24 protein-coding genes and 1 pseudogene are annotated in these 25,697 nt (G+C 30.0%); all 25 read left to right on the top strand.

All coding sequences use genetic code 11. The features are described 5' to 3' along the window. Nucleotides 1-246: 246 nt before the first annotated feature. Nucleotides 247-463 (top strand): annotated as a pseudogene (locus GWR14_RS24100) (CatB-related O-acetyltransferase); the annotation flags it as partial. A gap of 64 nt (nucleotides 464-527) precedes the next feature. Continuing rightward, nucleotides 528-1,409: an alpha-1,2-fucosyltransferase gene (locus GWR14_RS04160; RefSeq protein WP_163407787.1), complete on the top strand. Its 882-nt coding sequence runs from the start codon at nucleotides 528-530 to the stop codon at nucleotides 1,407-1,409. After that, nucleotides 1,394-2,338 carry a glycosyltransferase family 2 protein gene (locus GWR14_RS04155; protein WP_163407786.1) on the top strand — a complete coding sequence of 315 codons (945 nt, stop codon included), beginning with the start codon at nucleotides 1,394-1,396 and terminating at the stop codon, nucleotides 2,336-2,338. Before GWR14_RS04160 ends, GWR14_RS04155 begins: the two co-directional genes overlap by 16 nt. Before the next feature lie 52 nt (nucleotides 2,339-2,390). Beyond that, on the top strand, nucleotides 2,391-3,293 hold the full coding sequence (locus GWR14_RS04150) for a glycosyltransferase family 2 protein (protein WP_163407785.1): 903 nt from the start codon (nucleotides 2,391-2,393) through the stop codon (nucleotides 3,291-3,293). A gap of 22 nt (nucleotides 3,294-3,315) precedes the next feature. Continuing rightward, the gene (locus GWR14_RS04145) at nucleotides 3,316-4,101 is read left to right on the top strand and encodes a glycosyltransferase (RefSeq protein ID WP_163407784.1); all 786 of its coding nucleotides are present in this window, start codon (nucleotides 3,316-3,318) and stop codon (nucleotides 4,099-4,101) included. A 4-nt stretch (nucleotides 4,102-4,105) separates the two neighbouring features. Beyond that, on the top strand, nucleotides 4,106-5,116 hold the full coding sequence (locus GWR14_RS04140) for a glycosyltransferase family A protein (RefSeq protein ID WP_163407783.1): 1,011 nt from the start codon (nucleotides 4,106-4,108) through the stop codon (nucleotides 5,114-5,116). A 6-nt stretch (nucleotides 5,117-5,122) separates the two neighbouring features. Further along, nucleotides 5,123-6,037: a glycosyltransferase family 2 protein gene (locus GWR14_RS04135; protein ID WP_163407782.1), complete on the top strand. Its 915-nt coding sequence runs from the start codon at nucleotides 5,123-5,125 to the stop codon at nucleotides 6,035-6,037. Between the two features lie 18 nt (nucleotides 6,038-6,055). Continuing rightward, a complete protein-coding gene (locus GWR14_RS04130) occupies nucleotides 6,056-6,727 on the top strand; it encodes an acylneuraminate cytidylyltransferase family protein (RefSeq protein ID WP_163407781.1) in 672 nt (223 codons plus the stop codon). 8 nt (nucleotides 6,728-6,735) lie between these two features. Next, entirely contained in the window at nucleotides 6,736-7,776 is a 1,041-nt protein-coding gene (gene neuB, locus GWR14_RS04125) for an N-acetylneuraminate synthase (RefSeq protein WP_163407780.1), read from the top strand. A gap of 3 nt (nucleotides 7,777-7,779) precedes the next feature. Next, on the top strand, nucleotides 7,780-8,901 hold the full coding sequence (gene neuC, locus GWR14_RS04120) for a UDP-N-acetylglucosamine 2-epimerase (RefSeq protein WP_163407779.1): 1,122 nt from the start codon (nucleotides 7,780-7,782) through the stop codon (nucleotides 8,899-8,901). 3 nt (nucleotides 8,902-8,904) lie between these two features. Further along, a complete protein-coding gene (locus GWR14_RS04115; protein ID WP_163407778.1) occupies nucleotides 8,905-9,879 on the top strand; it encodes a glycosyltransferase family 10 domain-containing protein in 975 nt (324 codons plus the stop codon). A 2-nt stretch (nucleotides 9,880-9,881) separates the two neighbouring features. Continuing rightward, nucleotides 9,882-11,000, top strand: coding sequence for an acyltransferase family protein (locus GWR14_RS04110; RefSeq protein ID WP_163407777.1), 1,119 nt, complete (start codon nucleotides 9,882-9,884; stop codon nucleotides 10,998-11,000). A gap of 29 nt (nucleotides 11,001-11,029) precedes the next feature. Then, the gene (locus tag GWR14_RS04105; protein WP_163407776.1) at nucleotides 11,030-12,421 is read left to right on the top strand and encodes a glycosyltransferase family protein; all 1,392 of its coding nucleotides are present in this window, start codon (nucleotides 11,030-11,032) and stop codon (nucleotides 12,419-12,421) included. Then, nucleotides 12,414-13,496 (top strand): acyltransferase family protein, encoded by a 1,083-nt coding sequence (locus GWR14_RS04100; RefSeq protein ID WP_163407775.1) that lies wholly within the window; start codon nucleotides 12,414-12,416, stop codon nucleotides 13,494-13,496. The genes GWR14_RS04105 and GWR14_RS04100 overlap by 8 nt, the downstream gene beginning before the upstream one ends. Beyond that, nucleotides 13,489-14,565, top strand: coding sequence for a glycosyltransferase family 4 protein (locus GWR14_RS04095; RefSeq protein ID WP_163407774.1), 1,077 nt, complete (start codon nucleotides 13,489-13,491; stop codon nucleotides 14,563-14,565). Before GWR14_RS04100 ends, GWR14_RS04095 begins: the two co-directional genes overlap by 8 nt. A 31-nt stretch (nucleotides 14,566-14,596) precedes the next feature. Then, on the top strand, nucleotides 14,597-16,030 hold the full coding sequence (locus GWR14_RS04090; RefSeq protein WP_163407773.1) for an MBOAT family O-acyltransferase: 1,434 nt from the start codon (nucleotides 14,597-14,599) through the stop codon (nucleotides 16,028-16,030). Further along, nucleotides 16,030-16,911 (top strand): hypothetical protein, encoded by an 882-nt coding sequence (locus GWR14_RS04085; protein ID WP_163407772.1) that lies wholly within the window; start codon nucleotides 16,030-16,032, stop codon nucleotides 16,909-16,911. Before GWR14_RS04090 ends, GWR14_RS04085 begins: the two co-directional genes overlap by 1 nt. Further along, nucleotides 16,908-17,780 (top strand): hypothetical protein, encoded by an 873-nt coding sequence (locus GWR14_RS04080; protein WP_163407771.1) that lies wholly within the window; start codon nucleotides 16,908-16,910, stop codon nucleotides 17,778-17,780. Before GWR14_RS04085 ends, GWR14_RS04080 begins: the two co-directional genes overlap by 4 nt. Then, nucleotides 17,780-18,904: an acyltransferase family protein gene (locus GWR14_RS04075; protein WP_163407770.1), complete on the top strand. Its 1,125-nt coding sequence runs from the start codon at nucleotides 17,780-17,782 to the stop codon at nucleotides 18,902-18,904. Before GWR14_RS04080 ends, GWR14_RS04075 begins: the two co-directional genes overlap by 1 nt. Next, nucleotides 18,901-20,046 (top strand): glycosyltransferase family 4 protein, encoded by a 1,146-nt coding sequence (locus GWR14_RS04070; protein ID WP_163407769.1) that lies wholly within the window; start codon nucleotides 18,901-18,903, stop codon nucleotides 20,044-20,046. Before GWR14_RS04075 ends, GWR14_RS04070 begins: the two co-directional genes overlap by 4 nt. A gap of 3 nt (nucleotides 20,047-20,049) precedes the next feature. Continuing rightward, entirely contained in the window at nucleotides 20,050-21,597 is a 1,548-nt protein-coding gene (locus tag GWR14_RS04065) for a glycosyltransferase family 2 protein (RefSeq protein ID WP_163407768.1), read from the top strand. Then, a complete protein-coding gene (locus tag GWR14_RS04060) occupies nucleotides 21,587-22,534 on the top strand; it encodes a hypothetical protein (RefSeq protein WP_163407767.1) in 948 nt (315 codons plus the stop codon). The genes GWR14_RS04065 and GWR14_RS04060 overlap by 11 nt, the downstream gene beginning before the upstream one ends. A 90-nt stretch (nucleotides 22,535-22,624) precedes the next feature. Further along, on the top strand, nucleotides 22,625-23,587 hold the full coding sequence (locus tag GWR14_RS04055) for an exostosin domain-containing protein (RefSeq protein ID WP_163407766.1): 963 nt from the start codon (nucleotides 22,625-22,627) through the stop codon (nucleotides 23,585-23,587). After that, nucleotides 23,584-24,582, top strand: a complete 999-nt coding sequence (locus GWR14_RS04050) for a glycosyltransferase family 2 protein (protein ID WP_163407765.1) — start codon at nucleotides 23,584-23,586, stop codon at nucleotides 24,580-24,582. The genes GWR14_RS04055 and GWR14_RS04050 overlap by 4 nt, the downstream gene beginning before the upstream one ends. Nucleotides 24,583-24,617: 35 nt before the next feature. Continuing rightward, complete coding sequence (locus tag GWR14_RS04045) at nucleotides 24,618-25,697, top strand: glycosyltransferase (protein WP_246236276.1); 1,080 nt, start codon at nucleotides 24,618-24,620, stop codon at nucleotides 25,695-25,697.

Below are 25,697 nucleotides of genomic sequence, written 5' to 3'. Positions count from 1 at the left end.
AATAAGATAAATGATGATAGTTATTTATATAATGTAACATACGGCGATTACACCTATAGTGCTTTTAGAGTAACGTTACAAAATTGCAATATTGGTAAGTTTTGCTCTATTGCTCAGGGAGTTGGAGTCGGTTTAGGAAAACATCCCGTTAATAATTTTGTTTCAACTCATCCTGTTTTTTATTCTATACATAAGCAATGTGGATTTAGTTTTACAGATGTTCAATTTTATGATGAAATGGGAACCGTTAATATTGGTAATGATGTATGGATTGGAGTTAATTCAATTATTTTAGACGATGTCAATATAGGAAATGGAGCAATTATCGCAGCAAATTCAGTTGTAACAAAAGATGTTCCTCCTTATGCAGTTGTGGGAGGTACACCTGCAAAAATAATTAAATATCGTTTTTCTGATGAAGATATAGCATTTTTAGAAGAATTTAAATGGTGGGATAAAGATTCTGAATGGTTGCAACAAAACTATAAGTTAATGCATGACATAGATGCTTTAAAAGATAAATTTAAATGATACTTATTAAAATACAAGGGGGGTTAGGAAACCAGATGTTTCAATATGCATTTGCAAATATTCTAGCAAAAAAGAATAAAAATCAGATTGTTATTGAAGACAGTATTTATAAATTAACTGATAAAAGAGAAGGCTATACCCCAAGAAATTTTGAACTTTCAATTTTTGATAATGAATATGTTTTTGCAAAAAAGTCTGATGTTTTATTGTTTGATAATCTGTCTTTTATAAATAAAGTAAAAAGAAAATTAAAATTAAATTACCCGAAGAAATTTAATGAGCCTACATTTGAATTTTCTGTAAAAGCAAATTCATTAAAATCACCGGTTTTTGCAATCGGCTATTTTCAAAGTTTTAAGTATTTCAAAGGTTTTGAAAATGATATAAAGGATTTGTTTATTTTTCCAATAAATAAGCTTTCACCTAAAAATATAGATTTAGTTCCTTTATTAAAGAATCAAAACACAGTTGCAGTTCATATTCGAAGAGGTGATTATATTACAGATGCAATTACAAATCAATTTCATGGCTCTTGTAGTTTTGAGTATTATACAGAGGCAATTTCTCTTATTACTTCCCAATTAGAAAATCCAACTTTTGTTTTTTTTTCAGATGATTCTGAATGGGTAAAAGAGAATTTTGAAGATTTTGAGTTTAATAAAATTTTTGTTGATCATAATAAAGGATCAGATAGTTGGATGGACATGTTTTTGATGAGTATTTGCAGTCATAACATAATTGCCAACAGTTCCTTTAGTTGGTGGTCTGCATGGTTAAATAACAATCCGAAAAAAAAAGTTGTGGCTCCTAAGAATTGGTTTCAGATAAAAGAGATTGATATAAATTCTATAATACCAGAAGAGTGGATAACTTTATAAAATCACCAATGGTTTCTGTTATAATGCCAGCATATAATGCCGAAAATTATATCAATGATTCAATTAATTCAGTCTTTAGCCAAACTTATACAGATTGGGAATTAATCATCGTTGATGATGGTTCAACTGATGCTACCGCACTAAAAGTTAAATCATGGATTGAAAAAGATAATCGCATACAATACTATTATCAGGAAAATGGTAAACAAGGGAAAGCCAGGAATTTAGGTATTTCAAAATCAAAAGGTGAATATTTAGCCTTTCTTGATGCAGATGATTTATGGTTACCTGATAAATTAAATATTCAAATAATTGAGATTCAAAAAAAGAATGTGGATTTGGTTTTTTCCAACGCTTATATTTTTAATAATGATGAAATATTTGATGTTTCAAAAAAAATGAATATTCAGGCTGACATTTTTTATGATAACAATTGGGTTAAATTTTTTCTGGAAATGAATAGAATTCCCATATTAACCGTTTTAGTAAAAAAAGAGAAAGTAATAAAGGTTGGTTGTTTTTCAGAAGAATTAGAAATACAAAATGTAGAAGACTATCATCTTTGGTTGAAATTGCTTATGTCTAACTGTACTTTTTGTTCTTTGAATTATATTTTAGCAAAATACAGAATCCATAATAATTCCGCTACTTCTGCAGACAAAATGGCATTAAATAAAATTCCAAATGCTTTTTATGATTTATTGCAATTTTTCCCAGATTATAAAAAACTTATTAAGGATGGATTAAAATTACAATTTAAACTTATATATAAAAAAAATCTATTTACGAAGAAAGAATTGTCTATTTTAATTAAAAAGAATACTAAGTATATATCAAAATCTTACATAACCTATTTTTATTTAGGTTTAAATTTTTTCTTGCCTACAAAAATTACTAAACGATTTCTAATATATTTACTAAATTACTAACTTCTGACTATTATAAATATCAATTAGAAGCAGAACAATATGTTTTTACAAAATGGACAAATCCCAGCTAAAAGTTTCAATAATAGTACCCTGTTACAATCAAGCTCAATATTTAGATGAATGTCTCCAGTCTATATTAGAACAAACTTATATTAATTGGGAATGTATTATTGTAAATGATGGCTCTTCAGACAATACCGAAATAGTAGCTCAAGAATGGATAAATAAAGATGCACGATTTAAATATATTAATAAAGATAATGGTGGATTAAGCAGTGCAAGAAATACAGGTTTAGAAAATGTTAACGGAGATTATATTCAGTTTTTAGATTCAGATGATTTTATTCATAAAGAAAAATTTGAGAGTGCTTTTTCAATTATTCAAAAAGATACAGAATGCATTGTAATCTCTAATTTTACAAAATTTCAAGGTTCTATAGATAAAACAATTCCAACATTTTGGGAGCTAAAGTTAGAATCTATAAGTTATCATAATATATTATTTAATTGGGATAATAGTTTTGCAATTCCAATTCATTGCGGTCTTTTTCCGGCTTTATGTTTTGAGAATTTTCGTTTTCCAACAGTTTTAAATGCTAAAGAAGATTGGATTATGTGGATTTCAATTTTTAAAAACAATCCAAAATGTTATTTTATTAATGAAAAACTAGCTTTTTACAGAGTTCAGCCTGTAAGTATGACAAGTGATGCAAGTTTCTTAAACACGAATTATATCAAAGCTTTAAAATATATCAAAGCTTTAGTGACTTCTGATGAATATGAAAAATTATTATTGTTAAACATTGAAAGAAAAAGCATGCTATTTATTGAATGGCAAAACAAATTCAGACAAATTAAAGATTCGAATAGTTATAAAGTTGGGTTTAAAATAAAAGGAATACTTAAAAAAGTAAGTTTGTTAGACGTTTTAAAAAAAATGTTTAAGTTAAATTAATTGTAATAATTCACATTAGGGCATGACAATATCAGTAGTTATAAGAAATAAAAATCAGGATAAATCTTTAGAATTTTTACTTAATAACTTAAGTGAACGATATCATGATGATATTGATGAAATTATTGTTTTAGATAATTTGTCAACAGATAATAGTAAACTTATTACCGAAAAATATAAAGCAAAATTTATTACTATTGAAAAATTCAGCTATGGAGGAAGTGCTAATTTAGCGGCAGAAAGTGCTAAAAATGATATTGTTGTGATATTTAGCGCACATTCATTTCCGGTGAGTCATGACTTTTTTAAACTGATTAAAGAAAAGTTTAAAGGGAGAGAAGAAGAATTGGCTGGACTGAGATGTTTGCATAATATTAATGACTATTCGGGCTACATTAATAATCTTTCAAGTGTACAAGATTATAATAGGGCTGGTCTTATTTTTGCAGGATCAGTATTTAATAAAAGAGTTTGGCAAAAGCATCCTTTTAAAAGCGATATCACTACTTTTGAAGATAAAGAATGGAGTAAAAGAGTTATCAAAAATGGGTATTTAATTGAGTTTGTACCCGCTATTTTTTGTTATCATATTCAGCGTAATAAGGCTCAAAATTTTTTCAGATTCAAAAATGAAACAATTGGAAGTTATCAATTGCATAACACTCAATTTACGCTTGTTAAATCGATTAAAGGATTTCTACATTCCATCTTTAAAATTCATGTAAATTATATTACAGATATTTTTTATGCTTTCAAGCGTTTGATTTTTATGGTTAAATTTTTACTGAATAAGCCAAAACAGTTTTAATTACATGAGAGTAGGCTTCAACCCCAATAAAGACCAAAAGAATGAAGACTCACAATATGTGCATCAAATCATTATTCCGGTATATATTCCCAGTCAGGAGGGCTATTTTAAGGATAGTTTAGCGATTTTCAAATTATGTTTGGAGTCTTTATTTGCTTCGGTACATCATCAAACTTTTATTACAGTGGTCAATAATGGGAGTGATAAAATAGTTGAAGATTACTTGGATGTTCTTTTAAAAGAGAAGAAAATACAAGAGCTCATTCATACCCAAAATATCGGAAAACTGAATGCTATTTTGAAAGGTCTGGCTGGTAATAAAATTGAACTGGTGACTATTTCTGATTCTGATGTGCTTTTTTTGAAGGACTGGCAAAACGAAACCCTAAAAGTTTTTAAAAACATTCCAAAAGCTGGCGTGGTGGGTATTGTACCACAATTTGGAATGTACAAGTCAAATTGCAGTAACTTGATTTGGGATAATTTTTTTAATTCAAATTTTAAATTTTTACCGGTTAAAAACAAAGAAGCATTAATTCAATTTTATGATAGCATTGGCTGGGATAGGGATTATAACCCTGATTATTTAGAATATGCGTTAGGGATTGAAACCTCGAATGGGTTAAAAGTTTTGGCGGGTTCCGGACATTTTGTGGCTACGTATAAAAAAGATGTTTTTGAAAATTTAGTTTCGTATATAGGCCATAAAATGGGTGCCGGAAGCGAAAGTTATTTGGATGAAGAATCACTAAAAAAAGATTACTGGCGTCTTACGACGCATGATAATTATGCCTATCATATGGGTAATGTGTTAGAAGATTGGATGCAAGTTCAGCAAACCAATACAAAACAATTTATACAGCCCGATTTTGGTTTTGAGAAAAAGAAAGTTATTAATTCATTTGGTTATTTCTTTAAAAACCGGCTTTTTACAAAATTACTGTCTGAAAAATGGTTCATGAGATGGTTTTTGAACTACAAAAAACTGCCAAAATCTATGATTGAAAAGTATTAATTCTTTATGTCGAAAAAGTTTTCCATTCTTATTACAACCAAAAACCGGATTCAGGATTTGAGGTTTACATTGCATAAAATTAAGGATTTAATCAAAAAAGGAGCTGTAGAATGCATCATCTGTGACGATGGTTCTACAGACGGGACTTCAAATTTTATTAGAGAAAATTATTCTCAAATTCATTTAATCCGAAATGAAAAAAGCAAAGGATTAATTTACAGCCGCAACCGACTTTTGGATTTGGTAAGCACAGAATTTGCGATAACCATTGATGACGATTTACATTTTATTACGCAAAATCCGTTGGAGAGTATAGAACAGGCTTTTCGACGAAACCCTAAAATTGGGTTACTTGGGTTTCGGATTTATTGGAACACAAATGAACCTGAAAAAACTAAGACTTTTGAAGTTTCTCATCGAATGAAGAGTTTTGTCGGATGCGGACATGTGTGGCGTATGCAAGCATGGCGGGATATTCCAGATTATCCGGCTTGGTTTATTTTTTACGGTGAAGAAGATTTTGCATCTTTTCAATTATTTAAAAAAGAATGGGAAATTCATTATTTACCGGAAGTTTTAGTCAATCATAGGGTCGATATAAAATCACGTACAAAAAATAAAGATTATGGTATTCGGTTACGAAGATCTTTGCGTTCGGGTTGGTATTTGTATTTTTTGTTTTATCCTTTAAAAGATATTCCGAGAAGGTTTACTTATTCTGTTTGGATGCAGTTTAAGCTGAAAGTTTTCAGAGGTGATTTAAAAGCATTAAAAGCAATTTTATTAGCGATGTTGGATGTTGTATTTTCAATTCCGAAAATTATCCAAAATACAAATAGATTATCAATAAAGGAATACAATGTATATCAAAAATTAGAGGGCACAAAAATCTATTGGCAACCTGAAGATGAATTACAATAAAGAAAAAAATAATTGTAGATGAAAACCATTGCCATTATTCCTGCTCGTGGAGGTTCTAAAAGATTGCCTCAAAAAAATATAAAATCATTAGGAGAAATTCCGTTGATTGTGCATAGTATTTTGTACGCACAGGCAAATAAAGATATCATTGACGAAATTTATGTTTCGACCGATGATTTCCAAATTAAGGAAGTCGCTCTGCAATATGGTGTTAAAGTGATTGACAGACCAGTTACATTGTCGGGTGATTTAGAACCAACGGTTTCGGCATTAAGGCACGTTTTAGAAAATATAGAGGAAGTTGAAAATGTAATTTTGTTACAACCGACCAATCCATTGCGTCCTGGAAATTTACTAAAAGAAGCTTTTCAAAAATTCACAAAAAACAATTGCGACAGTTTGTTTACTGTAAGTCGAAATCATCAGAAATTCGGAAAAATAGCAGATAATAAATTTATTCCTTTTAATTACGAAATTGGTCAAAGAAGTCAGGATTTAGAGCCTTTATATTTTGAAAATGGATTACTTTATATAACCAAAGCTAAATTAATTTTAGAAGACATTATTATTACAGAAAATGCTTTTCCATTCAAAGTAAATCATATTTTTGCCAATGTCGATATTGATACTCAGGATGATTTTGAGTATGCCGAATATCTTTACAAAAAACTCATAACTCATAACTCATAACTCATTGTATGAATCCATATATAGAAATTTCAGGAAGAAAAATAGGGCAGGATTATCCGCCTCTGGTTATTGCCGAAATAGGAATTAATCACGAAGGTTCTTTGCAGGTAGCCAAAGAGATGGTAGATGCTGCTCATAGGGCAGGTGTTGAAGTCGTTAAGCATCAGACTCATATTGTCGAGGACGAAATGAGTGGAGCAGCAAAAAAAGTAATTCCGGGTAATGCTGATGTTTCTATTTATGAAATCATGGAACGCTGCTCCCTGAATGAGGCTGATGAATTAGAACTTAAAAATTATGTGGAAAGCAAAGGAATGATCTTTATTTCGACACCGTTTTCCAGAGCTGCAGCTGAACGATTAAAAAAGTTTGATATTCCGGCTTATAAAATTGGTTCAGGAGAATGCAATAATTATCCTTTATTAGAACATATTGCTTCTTTTGGAAAACCAGTTATTCTAAGTACTGGGATGAATACCATTGAAAGTATCGAAAAGGCAGTTGCTGTTTTTGATAAACACAATATTCCGGTAGCAATTTTACACACAACCAATTTATATCCAACGCCAATACATTTGGTACGGTTTGGTGCGATGATGGAGATGCATGCTGCTTTTCCGAATAAGGTTTTTGGACTGAGTGACCATACCTTGAACAATAATGCCTGTTTGGGAGCGGTAGCTTTAGGAGCAAGCATTTTAGAAAGGCATTTTACAGATTACATGCAACGTACCGGTCCTGATATTGTTTGCAGCATGGATGAAAAGGCGTGTCAGGAATTAATTATTGCCAGTTCGGAAATAGCTCAAATGCGTGGAGGAACAAAAAAACCAGCAGATGAAGAACAGGTTACTATAGATTTTGCTTTTGCAACAGTTTGCACGATTGCTTCAATTAAAAAAGGAGAGGTTTTAACCAAAGAAAATATTTGGGTAAAACGTCCAGGGACAGGTAAAATTTTGGCTGAACATTTTAATGATTTACTTGGAAAAAAAGCTGTCAGGGATATTGAAAATGATGCGCAATTAGATTTTTCAGACTTTGATTAATAAATGAAGAAGATTCTTTTCTTGACGGGAACCCGTGCCGATTTCGGTAAAATAAAATCCTTAATTCAAGTTCTTGATGATCGTCAGGATTTTGAAGTTTTTGTGTTTGTAACCGGGATGCATTTACAGGAAAAATATGGATATACTTTAATCGAAATTGAGCGTTGTAACTTTAAGAATGTCTTTACTTTCGAAAATCATACTCACGAAACCACAATGGATTTGACTTTAGCAAAAACCATTGAAGGGCTTTCAAATTATTGTAAAGAGGTTAATCCTGATATGATTGTCGTACACGGCGATCGGGTAGAAACTTTGGCGGGAGCTATCGTAGGGTCTTTAAATAATATTTTAGTAGCGCACATAGAAGGAGGAGAAATCTCGGGAACGGTAGATGAATTGATTCGCCATAGTGTTAGTAAATTAAGTCATATTCATTTTGTTTCTAATAAACAAGCTGCGAAGAGATTACAGCAAATGGGCGAAATTAAAGAATCTATTTTTACTATAGGTTCACCAGATATCGATATTATGTTTTCTGATCAATTGCCGGATTTAGAAATTGTAAAACAATATTATGAAATCGATTTTGAAAAGTATGCCATAGTAATGTTTCATCCGGTCACAACCGAATATGAATTAATGAAAGACTATGCTGCTACTTTTGTAGACTGCTTGCTAAAAGACAATCATAATTATGTGGTGATTTTTCCAAACAATGATTTAGGGAGTCAGTATATTATTGAGGCCTACCAAAAGCTGAAAGAGAGTTCCAGATTTAGAATTTTTCCTTCACTTCGTTTCGAGTATTTTTTGACTTTGTTAAAAAACTGTCAGTTTATCATTGGCAATAGTAGCGCAGGTATTAGAGAAGCTCCTTATTATGGTATTCCGATTATTAATATAGGAACCCGTCAGCAAAACAGGGCTGTTCATGCCGATATTATTAATATAGATTATTCTAAAGAAAAGATTACCGAAGCACTTTCAATTATTGATTTTCACAAAGTTCAGGTTTCAGATAATGATTTTGGAAAAGGAAACAGTGCAGAATTATTTTTGAAAAGTCTTCAGAAAACAGATATTTGGGAGTTAAATCATCAAAAACAGTTTAGAGATTTTTAAAAAATGATAATAAAAATTGAACGTTACTTCAATTATCCTGATTTAAAAAGACAGACCCCTGATAATTCTATGAAATGGGGCGATTTACTTTTTACAGAAGATGCTATTGATGAATGTGATTATTTAGTTGTTTTAGATTATCCAAAGAAAGATTTTTCTATTAAAGTCAACAGAGAAAACATTATAAATCTTTGTTTAGAACCACCGAATGAGGTTTCTAAATACAGACAATATGCAAATAAAAATGTAAAACTAATAATTAATCAGTTAGATATTAAGAAAAATAACATCTTATCTCATGGAGCATTACCCTGGCATGTTAATAAAAGTTTTGATTTTTTAAAGGAGTTAAAAGCAGAAAATTTAGCAAAAGAGAACAATATAGTCTGGATTACAAGTAATCAAAGATCTTCGAAAGGGCATACGAAAAGAATGGACTTTTTGGATAACATTAAAAATCTTTCTTTTGTGAACCTTTATGGCAGAGGAATAAATCCAATAGATGATAAATGGGACGTTTTGAGCAAGGCTAAATATGCAATTGCTTACGAAAACTTTCAGAGTGATTATTATTGGACAGAAAAAATAGCAGACTGCTTTTTAAGTTATACAATGCCTTTGTATTTTGGGTGTAATAAAATAGATGAATTTTTTCCAAAAGAATCTTTCATCCAGATTGATCCTAATGATAAACATATTGGTTTGTTTTTAAAAGAAATAGTAAATTCTAAGAAGTGGGAAGAAAATTTGGATGCTATTGTAAAAGCAAGGGAATTAATACTGAATGAATATCAGTTATTTCCATTTTTATCAAATAAAATTATAGCATTAGAAGCACAAAAAAAGAATAATTTAATAACAGAAAAAGAGATAATTCATTTTAAAGGAGGAGATGATTATTTTGATAATTTTCCATTAAGGGTTAAAATCGAGAAAGAAGCTTTTAAAATAATAAAGCGAATAGGGAAGATTTTCTAAAGATGATAGTTGCTGATAAATACAATTGGGTAAATGCCCTTAGAGGTTATGCCATATTATTGGTTATTCTCATTCATAGCTCACAATCATTCAAGATATCCGATTTGGGTAGTAAATTTTACGGTAATGGAGATTTAGGAGTTCAGCTTTTTTTTATTTTAAGCAGTTTTACGTTGTATAATTCTTATTCTAAAAGGAGATTGGAAGAAGGAGAACTTACAAATCGTAATTTCTTTATTCGTAGATTTTTTAGAATTGCACCGTATTATTATATAGCTGGGTTAATTTATATTTTTTATAAAATTGTAATTAAGCACAATACAATTAATTTTAAAAATTTAATCGCTAATTATACTTTTACAAATGGAATTTATCTGCCGGGAATTAATGACATTCCACCGGGTGGCTGGTCAATAGGAATAGAAATGCTTTTTTATTTATTGATTCCAACACTCTTTAAATACATAAATTCTTTAGGAAAAGCAATTGGGCTGTTTTTAATTACTGCATTGTTTTCAATTGCGATAAATCATTATTTTTTAGATTTTACTATGTTTTTATTGAATTCGGTTTTTGAAAGTATCAATAAATGGTCTTTGTATTTTTGGCTCCCAAATCAATTACCAATCTTCATTTTAGGAATAATTTTGTACTACATTAATAAAAGTATTATTTTATCGTTTAGCGCGGGCCGAATAATATTGATAGTTTCAATTTTCCTGTATTTTGGCTGTTCTTTTTTTGATTTTAGTCTGAAATACCCATTTTATTTTATGAAAAAGGAATATATATACGGAATTATATTTGTATTATTTGCAATAGGAACTTATACGATTAATAATAAATTTATCATTAATGATTTTGTACAGAAAATTGGAGTGGTGAGTTTCAGTATGTATTTAAATCATTTTTTAATAATCTCTGTTTTAAGTTATGTTTTAAAAGGATTATATAAAAAGTATTTAGATTTTTATTTTCCTTTAGACAACATTTTGCAAAGTAATATAGTTTTTGGATGTTTTTATTTTTTAATAATTATAATAACTTATTGGATTTCAAAAGTGACATACAGATTTATAGAAATTAAAGGAATTGCCTTAGGAGAAAAAATAACAAAATAATAAATCGGAAATATTTGTCAAATAAAATAATGAAAAAACTAGGAGTCGTAATTACTGATGGTGTAGGGTTTCGAAATTTTGTCTTAAGTGATTTCTTGTCAGAAGCGGAAAAACAATTCGATGAGGTGGTAATCCTGTCTTGTTTGCCAGCATCTGTTTATGAAGGGTTTTTGCAAAAAACAAGAGTGATTGAACTATCCATTTTTGAAGAAAAATTTCAAACATGGTTTTTTAGAAAGACCAAAGAAGTGGCTCATTTACAATTGCACAAAAAAAATAATTTTGGGATTACAGATAATTTAAATACAAATAAATCAAAGACCAAAACACCAAGAGGTTATGCAACCCGATTGATTTTTAAATGGACTTCTCTATTTCATAATGAAAGTTTTATTCAGTTTTATAATGCATTACAACAACTGTCTTTTAAAAACAATCCTAATGTAAAAGGATATAAAACCCTTTTTGAAAAAGAAAATTTCGATGTACTGTTTTTCACGCATCAAAGACCACCTTTTATTGCTCCGTTAGTTTATCAGGCGGAGCAATTTAAAGTTAAAACAGCTTCATTCATTTTTAGTTGGGATAATCTGGCTTCAAAAGGAAGAATGGCTGCAAACTTTAATTATTATTTGGTTTGGAGTGATTTAATGAAAAAAGAATTATTGCATTTCTATAAAAAAGTAAAACCCGAAAATGTTGCCGTTGTAGGAACACCTCAATTTGAACCTTATGTTTTAGATCGGTATAAAATTACGAAAAGCGAGTTTATCAGCCGATTTAATTTAGATCCAACCAAAAAAACAATTTGTTTTAGTTGTGGAGATATTTCGACCAGTAAAAACGATGAATTATATATTACTACGATTGCACAAGCCATTCAGGAAAATAGAATTCCAGCAGTCAACTTTTTAGTAAGAACTTCCCCAGCTGAAGATCCTATTCGATTTGAAAGTTTTGTTGAAAAGTTTCCTTTTATAAAATGGAATTATCCCAAATGGAATTTGGCTAGAAATGGACATCAGGAAGAATGGTCGCAAAGAATTCCATCAAAAGAAGATGTCGTTGATTTGAGAAGTATATTAGAATTCTCGGATCAGAATATTAACATGCTTTCTACGATGAGTTTAGATTTTATGCAATTTGAAAAACCGGTTGTTAATCCAGTATTTGGTAATTCAGATAATGGATTGTATGATGATCAACGTTTTTTAGAATATCCGCATATTAAAAACGTAGTAGCGTCACATGCAACCCGAATTGTGAAGAATTCAGAGGAATTAATTAGTTCAATAAATTTATATCTCGAATCTCCTGAAGTTGATGCAGAAAACAGAAACCAACTGATTCAAATGCAAATAGGAGGTGAACTAAAAGGGACAAGCAAAAGAATAGCGCAAACATTATATCATTTTGGATAATAATTTTATAACATCTGCCCATATCAATGGAAGAATAAAAATCCTGGACGGATTTAGAGCAATTGCTATTATAGCGGTTGTATTTTATCATTATTTTTATCGTTGGAATGATGCTGAAAAACCGTATTATGGAGCTGATTTTTTCCACTATGGTTTTAGAGGGGTTCCTTTTTTCTTTATGATTAGCGGATTTGTTATTTGTTATACATTAGAAGGAACAAACGATAGAATTGCTTTTTGGAAAAAAAGATTCATCAGATTGTTCCCTTCTATGTTGATAGCCTCTGTCATTACTTTTGTCTTTTTAAAATTGTTTGATTCGACAAATACTTTTGACGGAAGCAATCATTTTAGAAATTTAGTTACCAGTATAACTTTTTTGCCTCCAAATGTCTTCGATTTAATTTTTGGAACCAAAAACCATTTCAGTTATATCAATTATTCTTATTGGAGTTTATGGCCGGAAATTCAGTTTTATTTTTTAGCAAGCACGATTTATTTTGCTGATAAATACCGTTTTGAGCGAAACTTTATTGTAACCTGTTTTATTTTGTTGTTGTTGTTTTATGGTTTGCTTTTTTTAGGGCTGAACCACATTAAATTGATAGAGAAACTTATTAATTTATTCAATCTTATACAGTATCTGTCTTTTTTTCTATCCGGAGCATTGTTTTTTATGTTATACAAAAACAAATCAAATTTCTGGTATCTGCTATTTTTAGCGGGGACTTTTATTTTAGTAAATCTATATTTTGTTACGAATGAATTGGTTTCATTTTCAGTAATGTTTGGACTTTTTTTCTTATTTGTTTATTATCCTGAAACGTTATCTTTTTTTGAAAATAGAATAGTAGTCAAAATTGGTTTTTGTTCCTATTTTTTATATCTAATTCACGAAAATATAGGTGTGGCATGGATAAGGAGAATAGTGCATTATTTTTATCCTTATAGTTTTATTGCTCCGCTGTTAATTATAGTTTTTATGATTGGTTTCAGTATTCTTTATACTCAAAAGGTAGAATCAAAAATCATTAAGTTCCTTAATAAAATACTGTTTAAGAAAAAGTATGAGTAGAATCGCAGTACTTTGCAATTACCAATTATTACCTGAACGAGTAGGTGGAATGGATTATTTTTTCTGGGATTTTGACAAAAAATGCAAAGAAAATAATATCGCTGTAGATTGGTTTTTTCCTAATGAATCAAAGCAAGGAGGTTATGCCGATTTGACTATATATTCTGAAGAAAATATTTCGGTTGAGAATTATTTTCTTCATTTTATAAAAAATAACAATTCAGATTACACCCATATTATAACCCATTTTGTAGAGTTATGCACACCTTTTTTTGCTGAAACAAAAAAAAGAGTTACTGCTAAAATAATTGTAATCGACCATAATCCGAGACCTTTAAATGGTTATCCTTTCAAAAAGAAAATACAAAAAAAACTGAAAGGACTTCTGTTCTCAAAATATATCGATGTTTTTGTAGGGGTTTCCAATTATACTGTAAAAGAGATTTTAAAAGATTTCGGCTCACATTTAAAACCGAAAGTACAAACGATTTATAACGGTGTTATCATTGATACAATTTTGGTTCGACAAAAAAGAAATATTGCAAAACCAACTTTTCTGGTAGCATCACATCTTAGAGAGTCCAAAGGAATTCAGGATTTGATTACGGCTGTTAATTTGCTTGATTCAGAAATAAAAAACGAAATAAAAATTGATATTTATGGAGAGGGACCTTATAAAAAGGAGCTTCTGGAAATGATTCAGTGTTTTAAACTGGAAAGTTGTTTTGCTTTTATGGGAAGTAAACCAAACCTTAATGAAATCTTCTGTCAATACGATTATTTATTACAGCCAACGCACATGGAATGTTTCAGTCTTTCGATTTTAGAGAGTTTGGCGGCCAATGTTCCGGTAATTACAACAAATGTTGGAGGAAACGAAGAAGTTGTCAGTGATGGTCAAAACGGATACATTTTTAAAGCCAAAAATATCACCAATTTGGCTAAAATTCTCGAAGATATTCATCTCGGACATAAAAAGATATCAATCAATACGAGAGAATTAATTGCCAATTCCTTTTCTTTGCAAAAAATGGTAAAAAATCATTTTAAACTGCTTACAAAGCATTGATTATTAAAGTTAAAATTTCAAAAAAGGATACATGTTTTTCAATTCCTGGGCGTTTGCTCTTTTTTTACCCATTGTTTTTATATTGTATTGGTTTGTATTTAACAAAACCAAAACGGCTCAAAACGCTTTGCTCATTGTAGCAAGTTATTACTTTTACTCTTGTTGGGATTGGCGTTTTTTGTTTCTGCTCGTTTTTTCAACCTTTTTAGATTATTATACCGGAATTCAAATCGAAAAATCCGAATCTAATAAATCCAGAAAATTTTGGTTTTGGCTAAGTGTTTCGGTCAATTTAGGCTTTTTAGGAGTTTTTAAATATTACAATTTCTTTGCTTCATCTTTTGCTGAATTGCTTACAGGATTTGGTTTTAAAGTCAGTCCGTTTTTGTTAGACATAGTGTTGCCTGTCGGAATTTCGTTTTATACTTTTCATGGTTTATCATACGTAATTGATATTTATTACAAACGAATTAAAGCAGAATACAATTTTGTAGATTATTCACTCTTTGTGAGTTATTTTCCGCTTTTGGTAGCCGGACCAATTGAAAGGGCAACTCACTTATTGCCAGAATTAAAAGAAAAACGAAGTTTTGATTACCAACAGGCAAAAGCCGGAATTTACCAATTTATTTGGGGTTTGGTAAAAAAAGTGGTTATTGCCGATGGTTGTGCGACTTATGCCAATGCTATTTTTGATCATTATCAAGGCATGAACTCGTTATCACTGGTTTTGGGAGCCGTTTACTTTGCTTTTCAGATTTACGGTGATTTTTCGGGTTACTCGGATATGGCATTGGGAATGTCAAAACTATTCGGATTAGAATTGTTACGTAATTTCAATTATCCATATTTCTCCAGAGACATAGCCGAATTTTGGCGTCGTTGGCATATTTCACTGTCGTCCTGGTTTCGTGATTATTTATATATTCCTCTTGGGGGAAGCAAAGGCGGGCTTTGGATGAAAATTAGAAATACCTTCATCATTTTCTTAGTGAGTGGTTTTTGGCATGGCTCCAATTGGACATATGTTTTTTGGGGATTCCTTAATGCAGTTTATTTTTTACCATTATTATTATCCAACAGTAACCGAAATAATATGGACTTCATTGTTTTAAAATGGAACTTCGATTCGGTAAAAGTACTTTTAAGCATTCTTTATACTTTTTTATTGACCTGCGTTGCCTGGGTATTTTTTAGAGCAAGAACTATTACCGATGCTTTTTCGTATTTAAAACGTATCATTACCAATAAAGATTTCAGCTTTCAGTTTTTAGATAACGAACGCTACAGTTATGAATTAGTTTTACTGATTGGAATATTTGTTTTGGTTGAATGGTTTAACCGAACCAAGACAGAACCATTGTCAGGAAAAAGAAGCATGCTAAAACTGGCTTTGGCAATTGCTGCCATTATGGCTTTTGGAACTTTTTCGGATTATAAAGAATTTATTTATTTTCAGTTTTAATGAAACGTTTTTTAATTTATATAACCCAAATTTTCTTCGTTACAGTCTTGCTGGCAATTGCTTTAGACGGACTTTATACTTCTGTTTTTCGACAATCTAAAAACAGAGGAAAAATAGAAACTGTTTTTAATTCAGATGCTCAAAAATACGATGTTGTTATTCTGGGATCTTCAAGAGCTAATAATCATTTTGTGGCATCAATGTTTGAGGAGAAAGGTCTAAAGACTTTTAATTACGGTATGAGCGGAGGCCATTTATTTGAAGCTGATTTATTATTGAAATTAATGATCGAAAGGAAATATGCAATCAAAAATATAATTCTGGAAGCCGATTTGAATTTATCGAACGACCATCAGGCAGAAGGAATTTCAGCAAAATTTCTGCCTTACATACATAATTCAGAAGTTATTAAAAATCATTTTTCTAAAGAGTCTGATTTTAATGAGTTGTATTATATTCCGTTTTACAGATTTATTAAATACGATAGTAAAATTGGTTTTAGAGAAGTTTATAAAACGGTAAAAGGAGAAAAAACAAATTTATTAGATAATCAGGGATATTATCCATTGTTGAAACATAAAAAGGGTAATATGAAAAACAATATTGTCAATCTTAATCCTTTACCCCACAACAAATATTATGAAGAGATTAAAAATATCTGTAAAGCCAATCAAATCAATTTTATAGCCGTCATGACACCTATGTGTGAAAGCGTTGTTGGAATGAATTATTTTGATAAGGTTAAGAAAGTTTATCCGGAAATTCACAATTATGAAAATGTTGTTCTTGAAAATAAATATTTTTCGTCTTGTGGGCACATGAATGATGAGGGAGCGCGAATTTTTACAGCAAGAATATTAAAAGACTTCTTTAATAAATGAAGAACTTCATAAAATATCTTCTGTCACTAATGTTTCTTATAGTGATGTTAGCTTATGGTTTAGATTATATTTATACAGTATCTTTTAAAGAATCAAATTATAGAAGTAAAGTCGGCTATGCCTATAATGAGAAACCAAAAGCATACGATGTTGTAATTTTAGGTTCTTCACGTGCAGATAATCATCTTGTTACTAAAATGTTTACAGATAAAAAAATGGTTGCTTTTAATTTTGGTATGCAAGGAGCAAAACTATTTGAATCAGATTTAGTTTTAAAACTATTGCTTGAGAAAAAAAATACAATTAAAAATGTAATCATAGATGTAGATGTAACATTAAGGACAGACAAAAAATCAGAGGCGATCTACTTGAAATTTTTACCATACTTGCATAGATCAGATTCTGTAAAAAGGCATTTAGAGTGTTTGTCAGATTTTAATCTTTTATATAATGTGCCTTTTTATAAATATATGAAATATGATACTAAAATTGGTTTTCGAGAAGTTGTTATGAATTTTTTGAATAAAAGAGGTAATGAATTAGATAACGGGGGATATCATGGATTACCTAATAATTCTGAGATTAGTGGTGAAAATCTAAAAACCGAACCAATTAGGAATAAATATTATGAAGAAATAAAAGAAATTTGTAAAAAAAGAAATATCAATTTAATTGCAGTGATGACTCCAATGTGCGAAAATGTAAAGGGCATGGATTATTTTGATAAAGTAAAAAAAATCTATCCGGAAATTTACAATTATGAAAATGTGGTTGTAGAAGATAAGTATTTTTCTTCTTGTGGACACATGAACGATGAGGGGGCGAGAATTTTTACGCAACGAATTATTACTGATTTTTTCTCTAAATAATGAATGTAGTCAAATTACAAAAACTGCACTATATTGATACAATTAGAGGTATAGCAATTTTAATGGTAATATCTTGCCATTCAGCTCAATTGGGAGCTGTAAAAGGCTCTTATTTGTTTTCTGCCTTCTTTAGCTTAGGAGCAAGAGGGGTACAGCTTTTTTTCATAGCAAGTGCTTTTACATTATTTAGATCTTATAAAGGAAGAGAAAATTTAGAAAAGAGACCAGTACAGAATTTTTTTATTAGAAGGTTTTTTAGGATTGCACCTATTTATTATTTAGGAATTATATATTATTTTTTTAGAATAACTTATGATCTCCCCTATTGGTTTGGTAGTCAGTTGTACATTTCAAAGAGTAATTTATTATCAAATGTCTTTTTTCTACATGGGATTAGTCCTTATTGGATAAATAGTTTTATACCAGGTGGGTGGTCTATATCTGTTGAGATGTTTTTTTATGTCACATCTCCTTTTTTGTTTAGAAAAATAAGAAATATAAATGAGGCTTTTATTTTTTTGAATTTCACGTTATTAATTAAATTAATATTGCAGGTGTTTTTTCATAGTTTTGAAGTTATTCCGGAGACCTATTTGTGGAGAGAATTTCTTTTTTATTATTTCCCTTGCCAATTGCCAATTTTTGCATTGGGTATTATGATGTATTTTTTTATTGAAGATAAGACTAGTTTAAAACAAATAAATACTAAAGTTTTGATTCTGTTTTTTATTTTACTATTCATTCAGGTAGGAATAAAAATAGATTTCTTATATCTAAATCATATTCTTTTTGGAATTCTGTTTTTAATTTTTGGGGTTCTATTAAGTAAAGAAAAATTAAAATTTCTTTCTAATGCTGTTATTCAATATGTTGGAAGAATTAGTTTTAGTATGTATATCATTCATTTTATTGTTATTTCTTGGTTAGCAAAGTTTGATTTAATTGATTTTAGTAATTTATATTTAATTAATTTTTTATTTCGATTATTACTGACATTAATTGTTTCAAGTATAATATCAACAATAACATATTATACAATAGAGATTCCTTTTCAGAACTTAGGAAAAAAAATAATTAGAAAAAGAGAATTTAAGTTCAATCAGAAAGGAAATAATTTAATATGAAAATAGCATTTCTAACTCCTGAGTACCCACATACAAGAACAGGTAATTCAGGTGGAATTGGTACCAGCATAAAAAATTTGGCTAAAGGGCTTTTACAGGAAGACTGTCAGGTTCGTGTGTTGGTTTATGGTCAAAAAGAGGATGCTATTTTTAATGATGACGGAATTTGTATTCAACAAATTCAGAACGTGAAAGTAAAAGGGCTGTCTTGGTATTTGACCTGTAAAAAGATTGAAAAAATAATAAACAATTTATATCAGAATAAAGAAATTGATCTCGTTGAGGCACCCGATTGGACAGGAATTACGTCATTTATTCAACCGAAAAAATGTCCGGTTGTGATAAAACTACACGGATCGGATGCCTATTTTTGTCATTTGGATAATCGTCCTGTGAAGTGGATCAATAAATTTTATGAAAAAAGAGCGTTGCAAAATGCTGATGGTTTATTGTCTGTTAGCCAATTTACAGCTGATAAAACCAATGAAGTTTTTGGTTTAAAAAAGCAATTTATAGTTATTCCTAATTCGATTGATATAAATTCTTTTAAACTAGATCATGAAATACAAAGTGTGCCGAATACAGTTTTGTATTTTGGCAGTTTAATTCGGAAAAAAGGTTTGTTAGAATTGCCGCTGATTTTTAATGAACTGATAAAACTCAATTCAAACGTAAAATTAATTTTAGTAGGCAAAGATGTTCAGGATATTATTTCGGGGTCAGCTTCTACGTGGGAAATAATGCAATTGTTGTTTTCTGAAGAAGCTTTACCTAATGTGAGTTATTTAGGAATTGTGTCGTATAATGAAATTCAAAAATATATTGCAGAGTCAGCAGTTTGTATTTTTCCTTCTTTTGCAGAGGCTTTACCTGTTTCCTGGATAGAAGCGATGGCGATGCAAAAACCAGTTGTGGCTTCAAATATTGGTTGGGCAACAGCTGTGATTGATAACAGTGTCAATGGTTTTTTGGTAAATCCTAAGAATCATTTGAAATACGCTTCTAAAATTAATGCATTACTTTCTGATATTGAATTGCGTAATCAATTTGGAATTTCTGCCAGAGAAAAAGTAATTCAAAAATTCAGTCTTTCAGTAGTCGTACAACAAAGTCTGGCTTTTTATAAATCAATAAAAAAATAAAATTTGATTTTTGTTTATCATAATAGTAGTAAGGTTTTAAAAGTTGAAACGGAAGCAGGAGAATTACTTGCTTTTGAAACGAAACTTACTATTGCAGAAGTTTTGTCAATTCTGGCTCATGAATTTAAAAGTGAAAAACTGGTTTGGTGTCATAGTGCCTGCAAAGATGCTCTGAATTTAGACGAATTAAATGCACTTTTTCATCATGATCGATTAATGTTATCCTATACCGTTTGTGATTCAGATTATTTTGGAGATGTGCTTGGTTATGTCGATGAGTCTGTATTTTTAAATGTAAATAAAAAAGTATGTTATCCAACTTGGAAAATGAGCAGTGTTGGAGGAATGATTCATGCTTCTGTTTTAATTCACATCAAAAATTCTGTTCCATTTGATAAGGATTTTGATTATTATTTAAATTCTTTGGCTAAAACATTTATGCTTTCAGGACTCTTATGTTATTCTGAACCTAAATTGTTTAAAGCTAGTGGCCTTTTTGAACCCAAAAGTGCCACGGTAGTTGATGTTTTTAAGTTTGTAAAGCAACATTATAAAACGCAGTGGGTATTTCTATTGTTGTTTAATTTGATGGTTTATGAACGTAGGTTTCCTGTTTTAGCTATGCTTTTTTCTCTTTTCTGTAAAAAAAGAAAAAATTTGAAAATCGATTTAGAGAAGATTGAAGTAAAATCGTCAATGACGGTGGTTGATAAAGGAACAATTGATGTTATTATTCCGACAATTGGAAGAAAAAGCTATTTGTATGATGTTTTAAAAGACTTAGCTCAACAAACCCATTTGCCTAAAAAAGTAATTATTGTAGAACAAAACCCTCAAAAAGGAAGTGAAAGTGAGTTGGATTATTTGACTACAGAATCATGGCCTTTTGCAATCAAGCATATTTTTACGCATCAATCAGGTGCTTGTAATGCCAGAAACTTAGCCTTAGCAGAAATAAGTAGTGAGTGGGTATTTTTAAATGATGATGATAATCGATTTGATGAAAATTTAATTGAAAATGTGTTCAAGAAAGCTATTAAATATGGTTCAAAAGCACTTACAACGGTATATTTAAAACCTGATGAAATACAGCATTTTACTAAAATACATCAATCAGGTATTTTTGGTTCCGGGAATAGTTTTGTTAAATCAAGTGTTTTAGCCCAGATTCGTTTTGACATGGCACTTGAATTTGGATATGGTGAGGACACTGACTTTGGTTGTCAATTAAGAAATAATGGTAACGATATTCTTTTTTTTCCAGATTTAAAAATTATTCATTTGAAAGCTCCAATGGGAGGCTTTAGAATTCCTATAAAAAAACAATGGGAAGATGATCTTATTCAGCCTAAACCCTCGCCAACTATTATGTATTTAAAAAGAAAACATTTTCTTTCTAGTCAAATACGGAGATACAAAATGATTTATTTTATAAAATCTGTCAAAAATAAGCCATTTGTAAAATGGTATTCTTTCTATAAAATGTTCCAAAAAAAATGGAATTGTAGTGTAGAATGGAGTAATAAAATAAGCTTTAGAAATGTTAGTTAAAAAAATCAAGAGTATCCTATCTCGAAAATCAAAGCATTTAATTTTATTTGGTTATTATATGAGGAGAATTTCATTTTTTTCCAAATATAAAAAAAGACAAATTATAGTCTGTTTTGATGGTAATGTCCCACATGGGGGTCTGGTTGATAGGTTAAAAGGAATAATCTCTTTTTATGAAGCTTCTAAACTAATTGATTCTGATTTTAAGATTTTGTTTAATCATCCGTTTGAGTTAGAATCATTTTTAGTTCCTAATCAAATAGACTGGAGGATAAAAAAAAGTGAAATTAAATATACTCCTTTTTCTACTAAAATATTTTATTTAATAAATGATTTTAATTCTGATCCTTTAGAATTGATAAAAAAAACTAAAGCAAAAAAAATATTAATTTATTCGAATGTTGATTACCTCTCGAAGTTATGCAAAGGCAAAAATGAGGAAGAGTTAAATTCTATTTGGAAAAATAGTTATCTGGAACTTTTCAAACCATCAAGCTATTTATTAAAAAAGATAGATGAGCTTCCTAAAATAGAGAGACTTGTTTTTCATACCAGATTCACTTCATTAATGGGAGATTTTAAAGATACAACCAAAATAAAGTTAGATGAATCAAGAAAAAATAATTTGATCCAAAAAGTATTAGGTCAAATTAAAGAAATAAGTAATAAATACCCAGGACTAATAAAATATGTTTTATCTGATAGTAAAACTTTTTTAAATTATATAAAAGAAAACACTGAGTACATAACTCTTGATGGAGTACCACATCATTTGGAAAATAATAACAATAATAAAGAATATCATTTAAAAACATTTTTGGATTTTTATTTTATAGTTAAAAGTGATATTGTTTGTTTTGTCAGAATTGATGAAATGTACAGCAGCAGTTTCTCTAAGTACGCTTCAATCATCGGAAATAGTAAATTCATTTCATAAATAAACTTGTTAATCTGAACTTACATGTTAAAACTTTATACAGATGCTTATTACCTAACTCCAGAAAACAGGAAGTTTATTTTTCCATTATTGTTAGATTTATGGTATGTGCCTAATGCTAATTTGTTAGCCAAATACCAGATCGTTTTTGATATTGAGGAATGCGATATAGCGGTCATACCTATTGATATTGCAAAGTATGATAATTCTGGGAATCAAAAGAAGTTGTTCTCTTTTATTAGTGAAGCAAATAAATTTGGCAAAAAGATATGGATATATAGTGCGGGAGATTTTGGTAGAACCATTAAAAATACTACAAATGTATATACTTTTCGCCTCGGAGGATTTGATTCGAAATTAGAAATGAAAACATTTATTTTTCCTTCTTTTATTTCCGATCCGTTACAATATCTTAATACTGAATTTAGCCCGCTTGAGAAAAAAGAGATGCCGCAAATTGGGTTTGTTGGGCACGCTAATAATTCAACAGAAAAACGAATAAAAGAAGTTTTAAATTATTTTAAATACAATACAAAGAGGTTTTTAGCTAAAGTAAGGACAGATTATCAACCATTTTTTCCGTCAAGTCTTAAACGGTTTCAATTATTAAAAAAACTAGAAAAAAGTAATTTGATAAAAACGGATTTTATATATAGAACTAGTTATAGGGCGGGAGTGCAAAATGACGATGATTTACGAAAAACAACAACTGAATTTTTCGAAAATATCGCACATAATCCTTATACGTTTTGTATGCGAGGAGCCGGAAATTTTTCGGTACGTTTTTATGAAACCTTGGCTTTGGGGAGAATTCCAATAGTTGTAGATACTGATTTTAGGCTGCCGTTTGCTGATCACATCGACTGGAAAAAACATTGTTTAATTTGTAAAGAAGAGAATATCGTTGAAGCATTTATAAATTTTCATCAAAAAATAAGTTCAAATAATTTTGAAGAGATGCAAAAAAACAATCGAAAATTATGGGAAACCCATTTGGAAAGAGAAGCTTACTTTTTACAGATTTATTCAATTTTTTTAGAAAATAAAAAATGAAATTTTCGTTAATCATTTGCACTTACATGCGCCCTCAACCCTTGCTGAAATTATTGCAATCGGTTCAAGGACAAATTTTATATCCTGATGAGATTATGATTGTTGACGGTTCCACGAATCAGGAGACAGAACAGATTTTAAGAGAAAATCAATTTCAGAATTTGGATTATTTTTTGGTTTCCGATGAAAATCGAGGGTTGACTAAACAACGTAATTTTGGAATTGGCAAAGTTGCAGCATCTACTGAAATCATTTGCTTTTTGGATGATGATACGGTTTTAGAGCCGGATTATTTTATTAATTTAATAAGAACATATCAATTATATCCGGATGCTTTGGGAGTAGGAGGTTATATTTCGAATGAAGTCAAATGGAAAAAAGCAGGCGAAAATTATGAACCGAAGATAAATGAGTTTTATTTTGACGGATGGAAACGAAAAGATGGTTCTCGTTTTATTCTTAGAAAAAAAATGAGATTAGATAGTGATTGTCCTCCAGGATACCCATCTTTATATTCGCACGGTAGAAGTGTCGGATTTTTACCTCCAAGTGGTAAAGTTTATGATGTAGAGATGTTTATGGGAGGTGTTTCTTCTTTCAAAAAAACAGTATTCGAAATGTTACAATTTTCTACTTATTTTGAAGGTTACGGATTATATGAAGATGCAGATTTTACACTAAGAGTTTCTAAAATTGGAAAACTCTATCTAAATACTTCGGCAAAATTAGGACATTTCCATGCTGCAACTGGAAGGCCTAATCAATATAAATATGGAAAAATGGTGGTTAGAAACGGTTGGTATGTGTGGAGGGTAAAAAATTCAAAACCAAAATTCAAAGACCGCTTCAAGTGGCATGCTATTACTATTTTACTAACTTTGATTAGATTTACGAACTGCTTAAGCGGTTCTCAAAAAAAAGAAGCTTTTACCGAAACGATTGGTCGAATAATAGGGTGGTGGAGTTTGATTTTTAATAAACCCAAGTTGTTATAATGAAATTCCTTATTATTTCCCATGTCGAACATAAAATGATAGCGAATCAGTATTTTGGTTATGCTCCTTATGTTCGTGAGATGAATATTTGGTTAAAACATATTGATGAGGTAATCATTGTAGCTCCATTGTCAAGTAACGACATTACCTCCATTGATTTGGATTATCTACACCCTAAAATTGATTTTCGAAAAGTACCAAACTTTAATTTTACAAGTATAAAAAATGGTTTAATTTCAGTTCTCAAACTGCCAATTATCTTTTGGAAGATATTTTGGGCGATGAATAATGCAGATCACATTCATTTGCGTTGTCCCGGAAATGTTGGTTTGATTGGCTGTTTGGTTCAGATTTTTTTTCCACATAAAAAGAAAACCGCCAAATATGCCGGAAATTGGGATCCAAAAAGCGCACAACCGTGGACATATCGTTTACAAAAATGGCTGTTGTCTAATACTTTTTTGACTAAGAATATACAAGTGTTAGTGTATGGGGAATGGTCTAATCAGACAAAAAATATTTTACCTTTTTTTACAGCTTCATATTCAGAAACAGAGAAAAAAACTTTACAGAATTTGAAAGTTACAGATACTAATATCCGAATGGTCTTTGCAGGAACATTAGTCGAAGGTAAAAATCCGTTATATGCTATTGAGGTGGTAAAGCAGCTTTGTATTTTGGGCTATTCTGTTGTTTTAGATTTATATGGTGAAGGAAAATTACGTGCCAAATTAGAAAATTTTATTAAACAAAATAATTTGCAGGAAGTTGTTTTTTTACATGGAAATCAATCGGCAGTAACCGTAAAAAAAGCCTATCAAAATAGTCATTTTGTTATTTTGGCTTCAAAAAGCGAAGGCTGGCCAAAAGTAATTGCCGAAGGGATGTTTTGGGGCTGTGTACCTTTAGCAACTCCAGTATCTTGTGTTTCGTATATGTTAGGAAAAGGAGAAAGAGGGGTGTTGTTAGAACAGAATTTAATTGCAGATGTAAAAACAATTCAAAATATTTTTGAAAACCCGAAGTATTTTGAGCGATTACGATATGCTGCTGTAAATTGGTCGCAAACTTATACATTAGAGAAGTTTAATTCGGCTATTCAAAAACTAATTTAA

This window comes from Flavobacterium ajazii (genome assembly GCF_010614725.1).
Taxonomy (GTDB): domain Bacteria; phylum Bacteroidota; class Bacteroidia; order Flavobacteriales; family Flavobacteriaceae; genus Flavobacterium; species Flavobacterium ajazii.
Note: the sequence above shows the minus strand (reverse complement) of the source record. Positions and strands in the feature narration are given on the sequence as shown.